Source organism: Chitinophaga sp., assembly GCF_035538455.1.
Classification (GTDB): Bacteria; Bacteroidota; Bacteroidia; order Chitinophagales; family Chitinophagaceae; genus Chitinophaga.
On the sequence record NZ_DATLKJ010000241.1, the window covers coordinates 50,927 to 60,015 of the forward strand.

Below are 9,089 nucleotides of genomic sequence, written 5' to 3' on the forward strand. Positions count from 1 at the left end.
TCTCCACACAACGGACCTGGGCGTTCACACCTTCAGGTCCGTTCTCTGTCCTGTTTTCACGGCTTCATAAATAGCAGCAATAATCTTCAGGTCTCTCAGCCCTTCTTCTCCATCCACCGGCACTATTGGCTGTTTGCCATCGAGGATAATGCCTGCCATTTCATCCATTTGCACTGTTTGATGTGTACGGTGAGGAAGATCCAACGGGCCGCTGCTGCTACTACCTTTGATAGGGCCGTAACCAGATGCGGGCATCAGCTCCGCAAACCCTTTGTCGCCGTTGAGAAAGAAGCGGTCGAGGTTATTCATGTTATAGGTAGAGAGGCAGGAAGCTACCGCTCCACCCGGAAATCCCAGTTGGAACTGAATGGTTTCATCTACGCCTTGCTTAAACTTTACCGGATCTGTTTTGATCTCCTGTGCCGATACCCATACAGGTTCTTCGCCAATCATGTACCTCGCAGCGTTGATTGCATAGATACCGATGTCCATGAGCGAGCCGCCGCCAGCCAGTTCTTTGTTTAAACGCCATTGCGTAGGGTCACCGATCTTAAAACCGCTAAGGCCCTGGAAGAAGAGGATTTTGCCCAGTTCTCCCTTCGTTCTTCTGTTGATAATCTCCAGTGTATTGGACTCAAAATGCATCCTGTAGCCCACCAATAATTTTACGTTGGCCTTTTTGCAGGCATCAATCATCTCGCGGCCCTGCTTTGGGTTCAGCGCCATCGGTTTCTCGCAAATCACGTGCTTGCCTGCCGCCGCAGCGCGCAGCACATTGTTGTGGTGCAGCGCATTGGGCGTAGTAACATACACAACGTCTATGTCGGGGTTATTCCTGATGCTATCGAAATTCTCGTAGTTATAGCAGTTCTTATCCGGTATATTAAATCTTTGTTGCCAGTCTTTGATCTTTGCTGGCGTGCCACTCACCACGCCCACAAGCCTGGCCCTGGCAGAAGACTTCATGGCGTCAGCCACACGGTTGGCATAGCCACCCAGCCCCATCAGGGCTACCCTTAGCACAGGCTCTTCTGTGGCCATTATCATATTCTCCCTTTCGTGTGCCCATCCCCGTAATGACAGGAAAGGCAATGCTGCAGCAGAAAAGCTGATTTTTTGTATAAAGTCGCGGCGGGAATTCATAACAGTATATTTTAGGTTGATGATCTGTTACGGATAATTACATAGGACTCCTACGCTACATCATCTGACAAAATTCTTTCCAACAACTTCCCGGAAAGCGGTTCTCAACCGGTCTGCCCATATTTCATATCCCCGTTCTGTGGGATGGACAAAGTCGTACATCAGTGTTTTGCTGAGTGATCCGTCGGGAGCGAGGAAATCATTATCCATGTTGATCAAATGAACGTGCTCCTTCTTTGCGAGGTCTTTCAGTAAAACATTCGTGTCATTTATCAGCTGGCGGGGCGCTTCACCTGCATATTGGCCCCGTGGCAACAACGCCATCAATATAATTTTTACGTGCGGAATTTTAGCGTGTATGCGGCTGATAATGTGTTGAATGCCTTCCACAATTTCAGGCGCTGTGTTGGCACGGGCATTCTTTGTTCCGCTGGTGTTGTTCGTTCCTATTTCAATTACCACTACGCGCGGATGAAGGTGGTCCAGCTCTCCGTGATCAATGCGCCACAATACATTCTGCGTGCGGTCCCAACCAAAACCCAGGTTCAGCACACGCCGCGATCTATACAGGGAATCCCATACACGGCTGCCATTGGCCTTGTGCAATTGACCGGCAGCATCCCTGAATAATGGATAGCCTCCCCAGAAATGCGTAATGGAATTGCCTATCATCACAATTTCCGGATTGATAGAATCCTTGATGCGCAACACTTCTGCATGCCTCGCCCACCAGTCGTAGTTATCGTATTCCAACCTGGATACTGGTACAATGGCCGTATTTACCGATGTGTCAGTAACAGCACAGGCACTTACATCAGTGGTATATAAAAGAAAGAAACAGGAAAACAGCACCGGTATAACACCATGATCGATGATTCGTCTGGACATACATTTATTTTACGTGGAATCCCTCTCTGACACTAGCCAGAGAGCAGTATAATAAATCTAATACTTTAAACCGTAAAATTATAATGTTCTTTTTTTCTAATTTAATTATTAAGCAATTGTTATCATTACTTACGGGATCATACCGATCAAGTAAGAATATCTAATTTCACTTTTTCGAAAACTGCTTCTTTGAAAATTTATGGAAAAAACCGCTTTCTTAGAAAAACTGACGGATAAAATCGCCGGCATTTTATACTTCAGCGAATCAGAGTACCCGCTTACCATTGAGCAATGGGGCATATTACCGGCAGCAACGTTACCTGAAAAAATAGCAACACTGAACGTCGTAGAGCAAAATGTTTTGAGACCCGTAAATGCAGATGATTTTTTTAACGAGATAGAGAGAACCGCCGATCCGAATGACAAACCGATAGTCGAGAACGCACAGAAATTCAAAACGCTTTACCAGTTCCTGAAAGAAAATCTTTCCAACATCCAGGTAACCCGTGTGGAAACAGGCGCCAGTATCCCTGTTTACATCACCGGCTTTCTGCCCGATGGTAGCTGCATCGCGCTGCAAACCACGTCGATAGAATCATAAGCAACCGAAAACCGTTTCCCATAACCCTTAAAAAATGAATCATGAAAAAATTCATCAGGCAGGTGTGTATCATCTGCTTTGCAGGATTGTTGTTTTCATCCTGTAAAAAAGAACTTGACATTACACAACCACCGGTAAATGTTCCCCATCAGGCAAAGACTGAGCTGAGTACGCTCCTTACTGAAAATTTTGAGACTGGGAGTAAAGCATCTTACGCATCGGCTTCTGTAACGCTTTCCAGCGGCTCCTGGACATTTGATGACGCATTGCTTGGCACGTTGTCTACAGATCTCAAGAATGGCACTAAATCAGCACGCATCCGTAACACCGGAAGTCTTACGACCAACTTCAACATCACCGGCGGTACCGGCACTATCACTGTAACAGTGAAACACGGCACCTTCAGCTCAGATGCTGACAGCGACTGGGAACTATGGACTTCATCAGACGGCGGCTCTACCTGGCAGCAACAGGGTAACACCGTGACTACTTCCGGCAGCCTCCAGACCGCTACCTTCAGTTTTGCAGCCACTTCCAGTCTGCGCATCTCTATCCGTAAAGTTTCCGGTGGCAGCAGCCGTATCAACATCGATGATATCAGCATTACTGCTGGTGGCACTGGTGGTGGCGGTGGTGGCACCCCTACCGGCAACGACGACGACAACATGCTATTGGGTAACCCCAGCAGCGCGGTTGCCGATGCTTACTACGAAGAGAACTATCTGATGGTGAAAACCTACTATTCATTATCGTATAGCCGTAGCCGTGCAATCCCCAATTGGGTGAGCTGGCATATACAGAGCACCGACCTGGGGACCGCTTCCCGCTCTAACGATTTCAGAGCCGACGCTACCCTTCCTTCCGGATGGTATCAGGTACAGAACAGTAGCTACTCCGGTTCCGGCTTCGACCGTGGTCACAACTGCCCTTCTGCCGACAGAACCTCTACCACAGACGCTAATTCTGCCACCTTCCTCATGACGAACATGATGCCACAGGCACCCAATAACAACCAGAAAACCTGGGCTAACCTGGAAAACTATACCCGCAGCCTGGTGAATGCCGGCAACGAAGTATACGTGATCTGCGGCTCCTATGGCAAGGGCGGAACCGGCTCACTTGGTGGCGTTACCACTACTCTTGACAACGGTAATATTACTGTTCCTTCCAATATCTGGAAAGTAATCGTTGTAATCCCCAACGGCAACAACGACCTGAACAGGATCTCCGGCAGCACCAGGGTAATTGCTGTAAACACGCCTAACAAAAACGACATCAATACCGACTGGACAACCTACAAAACCACGGTACGCAATATTGAAAGCGCTACTGGTTATAACCTGCTTTCAAGCCTGCGCCCGTCGTTACAGGACTCACTTGAAACTAAGGTCGATAATCAATAGTAATGTTTCACGCAAAGCCGTGTAAGTAGCGCAAAGAAGCAAAGTTTTTTTTAAGTTAAATGAAACTGCTTAATAGTACCCAATAATATCTCGGAATGAAAAACAGTTCTTAGCTAACTTAAAAAAATCCTTTGCTTCTTTGCGCTACTTACACGGCTTCGCGTGAAATTATCCGCTCCTCCAGCAATTGTATCACGGAGGCAATACATGCCACCAGTAGATGAATCCCTGCCATAATATTATCTCCGGCAATCAGGTGGGAGATGATCGTAACTCCCGCCCAGGCATACACGCCGTAAACGGTAATACACCGGTAAGCTGGCACCAGTAGCCCCAATGACATCAGCATTTCAAACCATGCCGCCGGAAATCTCAGCCACAGGGGAAAATCCCACCCATCCATGCTACGGATAATTGCATCACTGCCAAATATGCGGGTAATGAATGCCCCGGTGAAAGCCATTGCCAGCGCTACAGACAACAGGTGATACAAAACAATACCGGCAGTGGTAACAATGGGCGCCCATCTGCCGCGATGAAAAAAATGCCAGGGCGCTGATCTTACTTGAAATCGTCTGATTACAATCATATCCAGATACGGTTAAGCTGTTACGTAGCATCTCTATTGAAGGCAGTAACAAAAATGAAGCATTCTTACATAACAATCGCAATGCACAATTACCTGACTCTTTGTCCTTATTATCCCGCTTAATTTACGCAGGCTGCCGCCACGACAGGGAGAGGGCAACAGTGGTTAACACCGGGTAACAAATACTGGTTCTGAGTTTGATATTATTCAGCCTGGTTGTGCCGGCTATTCATCCTGTTCACGTTAAAGTTGAAACAAATTTATCGGGCAACCTATTTTTTGTGTTATCAATTAGCATAAAATTATTATCATTTTGCAAATTCCAACCGATAGTCCGCCGGTGAGTATCCTGTATAAGACTTGAAAAAGCGAACGAAGTTGGAAGGCGCCGAAAAGTTAAACTGGTAGCTGATTTCGGTAATGGTTTTATTACCCAGCAGCAATTCACTTTTGCAGGCTTTGAGTAGTTCGTTCTTAATGAACTCGCCTGCTTCTTTCCCGAACACTTCCTTGCACAGTTTGTTCAGCCGGTTCCTGTCTACCCCCATCATGGAAGCATATTCATTCACGGTTTGTTTTTCCCGGATATGTGTACCTACCAGGCGCTTGAGCCTGAGTGCCGCTGTATTGGTATACAGATTGGAGGTCAGGTTGTATTGCCCTGCGTATTCCCTGTTCAGCAATATCAGCAGCTGGTAAAGATAAGAACGCAGCAGGTGCTGGCTGTCGTCATGAAAATAATGAATTTCATCCTTAATCTGCTCCACTAATTTTCTGAACAACGTAACCTTTTCCCTGCTGAGGGAAATACTGGGAGGTTTGTCAGCATTACCGAAGTAATGAAGCCGGTACAGAAACAGGTTGTCTTTCATAAAGCTTTCCATGAAGCTGTTCACAAACGAGATGGAAAGTGTGGTCATAGTGACAGGGAACAGCCATTGCCTGGGCTTTGCAGGAGGGAACAGCAGTACTGTTCCGGCCTGAAAGCGTAATCGTTCACCGTCAATAATCACCTCACCTTTACCGGAAAAGAAAAAACTGATCTCATAAAAATCCGGCACTTGTGGTTTGCTGAAATCAACACCATTCTTTATAAGATCTTCAAAACGCACACAGTCTAACAATAGCTCCTTTTTATATTTACTTTTATAATATGTAATTTTCTCGGACATGATTAACAAACCTCTAATCTATGTTACATAAAATAATGAAGGATTCCAAACGTCAACCATCAGGCCGACGCGCTGAAGGTTAATCAGCCTGATATTACCGGTGCGTGCAAACAGGGGATATAGGATGTGCCTGTGAGGGCAGAGGGGGAAGGTTTTCTGATGACGCCCAACGGGCATTCTGCGTGCAACTTACCGGTATTTATCATTTTCGTCTATTTTTGTCAACCAGACACTTTTACTGATATTCAGAATTAAATCAAAGAAAATGAATAAGATCACCTGCCTGACGGCGATCCTGCTATTTGTCATTTCCTCATTTATATCAGCCAGTGCTCAAAGCTGGAATATAAAAGATGGTTATAGTATTCAATTCTCCGGGAAATATGCCTCCGGATCATTTAAAACACTCAAGGGGAAAATAGAATTCAATCCACAGAATCTGTCAGCGGCAAAATTTGATGTAACAATTGACGTATCCTCTATCAATACTGGCATTGGATTAAAAGACAGGCACGCCCGTAGTGAAAAATGGTTTAATGTCGGCAAATACCCGGCGATACATTTTGTGTCTTCTTCTGTAACTAAAACCAGTACAGGTTATGAAGCCAAAGGTGAACTTGACATGCATGGCATCAGAAAACCCATTACCATTCCGTTTACCTTTGCCCACAACGGCAACAATGGCATTTTCAGCGGCGCCTTCAAGGTAAACAGAAGCGATTTCGGACTTAGTACAGCCAAAGGCGATGAATCAGATTTCACTTCGCTGGACATAACCGTTCCCGTGGTATCAAAATAATAACGTGTGACTTGTTTCGTTAATGTCATTCATCAAATCTGGATAATTCGTCATACTCGCAAATTTTAGATTTCTACAATCAGGGTTCAGTGCAAAGTTATCCCGGGGCTGGTTACAGGTTTTATCATTTGGGGTAAATACATTATCATTTTGCAAGCGAACTGAGGATTAACGAGGTAAATAGCCGTTAGGGTTTAGCCATCAGGCGCTGGTACCTGAAAGCTAAACCCTAATGGCTATTGGCTATTTCCAGCCCCACGCTACTACATGCCAAACCGTGCCGCCATCTTCATGCTCATGGATTGTTTCGAAACCCACCCTTGCATGCGCCGCCTGCGACCGCAGATTAGTAGCGGCTATCTCAGTAACAATACAATCATAATCTTTTGAAAACAGCTCCTTGTGGTACTGGTATAGTTTATCAAAGATTCCCTGTCCTCTCCAGCCATCACGTACACAGACCTGTCCCATTAAATAATAACGCTGCTCTCTCAGTGGCTTGCCATTGAAACTGAGCTGCTCATCGCACATCTCCACCAGGGGCTTCATCAATGCTATCTCCATCCCTGCCTCTCTTGATGTAGACAATGCATACCCGGTGATCACGTCGCCGCTTTTAGTGATAGGTTGTGCCATATCTTCCATCATACGCGATAATACCGGCGCGGTATATTGAAAAGTGAGGAACCCCTGCGAGGCCGCAGTGTCTGAAGAGATCTGCGTAACGAGGTTACTGCGTTGTAAAGCTAACAGGTCTTCTATTTCCGAGTGCTGAAGGGTCGTTGTGTTCATGGGTTTCTGAATATTGGGGGGTAAATATAGGGATTTTGAGGGTTGGATGGAGGGAATATTTAATATTTAATTCCTATATGACAGCCATAAAACTCCGTTACGTTTTAGCTCAGACCAGTATTTAAAAATACTTCAATTCCTCCTTGGTACAATTAAAGCCAGGCATAGCGAAAATTTAGGCCGCGCAATCGCTCATATTTCAATTCCTATATGGTACAATTAAACCAGGGCAACAGATCCTCATATCATCCAACAACTCAAATTTCAATTCCTCTATGGTACGATTAAAACTATCAGGCGCGGGATACTGGTTGCCTTGATCAGGACCAATTTCAATTCCTTCATGGTACAATTAAAACGATATAGCGGAAATTTATACCAACCCCAGCATAATCATTTCAATTCCTCTATGGTACAATTAAAACCAAACACTCAATCATGCAAGAAGTAAAACTCACTATATTTCAATTCCTCTATGGTACAATTAAAACTGAGAACCAAATCATTAAGGCCTTAACGCTTAACAAATTTCAATTCCTCTATGGTACAATTAAAACCAATGGCTATTCGATAAGGCTCTATTGGTTTTACCATTTCAATTCCTCTATGGTACAATTAAAACACGATAACGCTTAAAGCGAAGGAGATAATAAAGATAGCATTTCAATTCCTCTATGGTACAATTAAAACAGGAAGAGGCAGCCGCTGCATTGAAAAAGAGGTAATTTCAATTCCTCTATGGTACAATTAAAACATTAATGATAAGGCTTTATGAACAAATACAAATATAATTTCAATTCCTCTATGGTACAATTAAAACCCCTATAATCGCAGGAATACCGACGAATATAAATAATTTCAATTCCTCTATGGTACAATTAAAACTTTTTGGCCGCCTCTAAATTTTGCACAGACGCGTCATATTTCAATTCCTCTATGGTACAATTAAAACAAATACTTACGCACAATAGCAAAAACGATACGAAAAATTTCAATTCCTCTATGGTACAATTAAAACCTGGCAATCCAGCTGCATTTCGATCGGTTAGAGAAATTTCAATTCCTCTATGGTACAATTAAAACTGGGGGTAATTTTATCCTTCCAGTCAGAGTACTTTATTTCAATTCCTCTATGGTACAATTAAAACAACGCATGCCAGGCAACAGTAGCAGCTTCAATTCCATTTCAATTCCTCTATGGTACAATTAAAACGTACAAACGGTATAACCAATTATTGCAATTACCTATATTTCAATTCCTCTATGGTACAATTAAAACGGAAAACGCTGCTCTTAAAGCATGGCAAAGAAAGGTATTTCAATTCCTCTATGGTACAATTAAAACTATTAGCACATCTGTTGCGGATGAATTATCTGGAATATTTCAATTCCTCTATGGTACAATTAAAACCTTTATAGGCTGTTAACTTGAGTCCTTCAAAACTTTATTTCAATTCCTCTATGGTACAATTAAAACATAACGGTGATGGCTATGCGCTAATTGGATGTTTTAATTTCAATTCCTCTATGGTACAATTAAAACATGCGGCTGGAATAGCGGAGTGAACTAGCCTATTTTGACGGACACTAAGTTAAGTTTGAAAATCTTAATTTAGTACATATGTCACAGAGAAAGACTTACAGCAAAGAATTCAAGGAAGAAGCCATACGTTTGGCAGCGCAATCAGGAGTAACCCAAGTC

General features: G+C 43.9%; 8 protein-coding genes and 1 CRISPR repeat array. Of the genes, 3 read left to right on the top strand and 5 right to left on the bottom strand.

From position 1 onward, the window contains the following. Positions 1 to 24: 24 nt before the first annotated feature. Entirely contained in the window at positions 25 to 1,143 is a 1,119-nt protein-coding gene (locus VM802_RS28175) for a Gfo/Idh/MocA family protein (RefSeq protein ID WP_325537074.1), read from the bottom strand. A gap of 60 nt (positions 1,144 to 1,203) precedes the next feature. After that, positions 1,204 to 2,031, bottom strand: a complete 828-nt coding sequence (locus VM802_RS28180; protein ID WP_325537076.1) for a GDSL-type esterase/lipase family protein — start codon at positions 2,029 to 2,031, stop codon at positions 1,204 to 1,206. Between the two features lie 199 nt (positions 2,032 to 2,230). Between VM802_RS28180 and VM802_RS28185 the strand changes: the two genes are divergently transcribed. Both VM802_RS28185 and VM802_RS28190 read left to right on the top strand, forming a co-directional pair. Then, positions 2,231 to 2,632 (top strand): nuclease A inhibitor family protein, encoded by a 402-nt coding sequence (locus VM802_RS28185; protein WP_325537078.1) that lies wholly within the window; start codon positions 2,231 to 2,233, stop codon positions 2,630 to 2,632. 41 nt (positions 2,633 to 2,673) lie between these two features. After that, complete coding sequence (locus tag VM802_RS28190) at positions 2,674 to 4,035, top strand: DNA/RNA non-specific endonuclease (RefSeq protein WP_325537080.1); 1,362 nt, start codon at positions 2,674 to 2,676, stop codon at positions 4,033 to 4,035. A 148-nt stretch (positions 4,036 to 4,183) separates the two neighbouring features. Here the strand turns inward: VM802_RS28190 and VM802_RS28195 are convergent, their stop codons facing one another. Both VM802_RS28195 and VM802_RS28200 read right to left on the bottom strand, forming a co-directional pair. Continuing rightward, the gene (locus VM802_RS28195) at positions 4,184 to 4,624 is read right to left on the bottom strand and encodes a DoxX family protein (protein WP_325537082.1); all 441 of its coding nucleotides are present in this window, start codon (positions 4,622 to 4,624) and stop codon (positions 4,184 to 4,186) included. Between the two features lie 308 nt (positions 4,625 to 4,932). Continuing rightward, a complete protein-coding gene (locus VM802_RS28200) occupies positions 4,933 to 5,748 on the bottom strand; it encodes an AraC family transcriptional regulator (protein WP_325537084.1) in 816 nt (271 codons plus the stop codon). Positions 5,749 to 6,061: 313 nt separating this feature from the next. Between VM802_RS28200 and VM802_RS28205 the strand changes: the two genes are divergently transcribed. After that, a complete protein-coding gene (locus VM802_RS28205) occupies positions 6,062 to 6,595 on the top strand; it encodes a YceI family protein (RefSeq protein ID WP_325537086.1) in 534 nt (177 codons plus the stop codon). Positions 6,596 to 6,838: 243 nt separating this feature from the next. Here VM802_RS28205 and VM802_RS28210 read toward each other — a convergent pair whose 3' ends face one another. After that, positions 6,839 to 7,387, bottom strand: a complete 549-nt coding sequence (locus VM802_RS28210; protein WP_325537088.1) for a GNAT family N-acetyltransferase — start codon at positions 7,385 to 7,387, stop codon at positions 6,839 to 6,841. 129 nt (positions 7,388 to 7,516) lie between these two features. Next, positions 7,517 to 8,930: a CRISPR direct-repeat array (repeat unit 30 nt; unit sequence ATTTCAATTCCTCTATGGTACAATTAAAAC). Positions 8,931 to 9,089: the final 159 nt, after the last annotated feature.

What these genes read in the sequence shown, in the direction of transcription:
- VM802_RS28175 (WP_325537074.1), bottom strand. Translation starts at nt 1,143, where the DNA reads ATGAATTCCCGCCGCGACTTTATACAAAAAATCAGCTTTTCTGCTGCA.
- VM802_RS28180 (WP_325537076.1), bottom strand. Translation starts at nt 2,031, where the DNA reads ATGTCCAGACGAATCATCGATCATGGTGTTATACCGGTGCTGTTTTCC.
- VM802_RS28185 (WP_325537078.1), top strand. Translation starts at nt 2,231, where the DNA reads ATGGAAAAAACCGCTTTCTTAGAAAAACTGACGGATAAAATCGCCGGC.
- VM802_RS28190 (WP_325537080.1), top strand. Translation starts at nt 2,674, where the DNA reads ATGAAAAAATTCATCAGGCAGGTGTGTATCATCTGCTTTGCAGGATTG.
- VM802_RS28195 (WP_325537082.1), bottom strand. Translation starts at nt 4,624, where the DNA reads ATGATTGTAATCAGACGATTTCAAGTAAGATCAGCGCCCTGGCATTTT.
- VM802_RS28205 (WP_325537086.1), top strand. Translation starts at nt 6,062, where the DNA reads ATGAATAAGATCACCTGCCTGACGGCGATCCTGCTATTTGTCATTTCC.
- VM802_RS28210 (WP_325537088.1), bottom strand. Translation starts at nt 7,387, where the DNA reads ATGAACACAACGACCCTTCAGCACTCGGAAATAGAAGACCTGTTAGCT.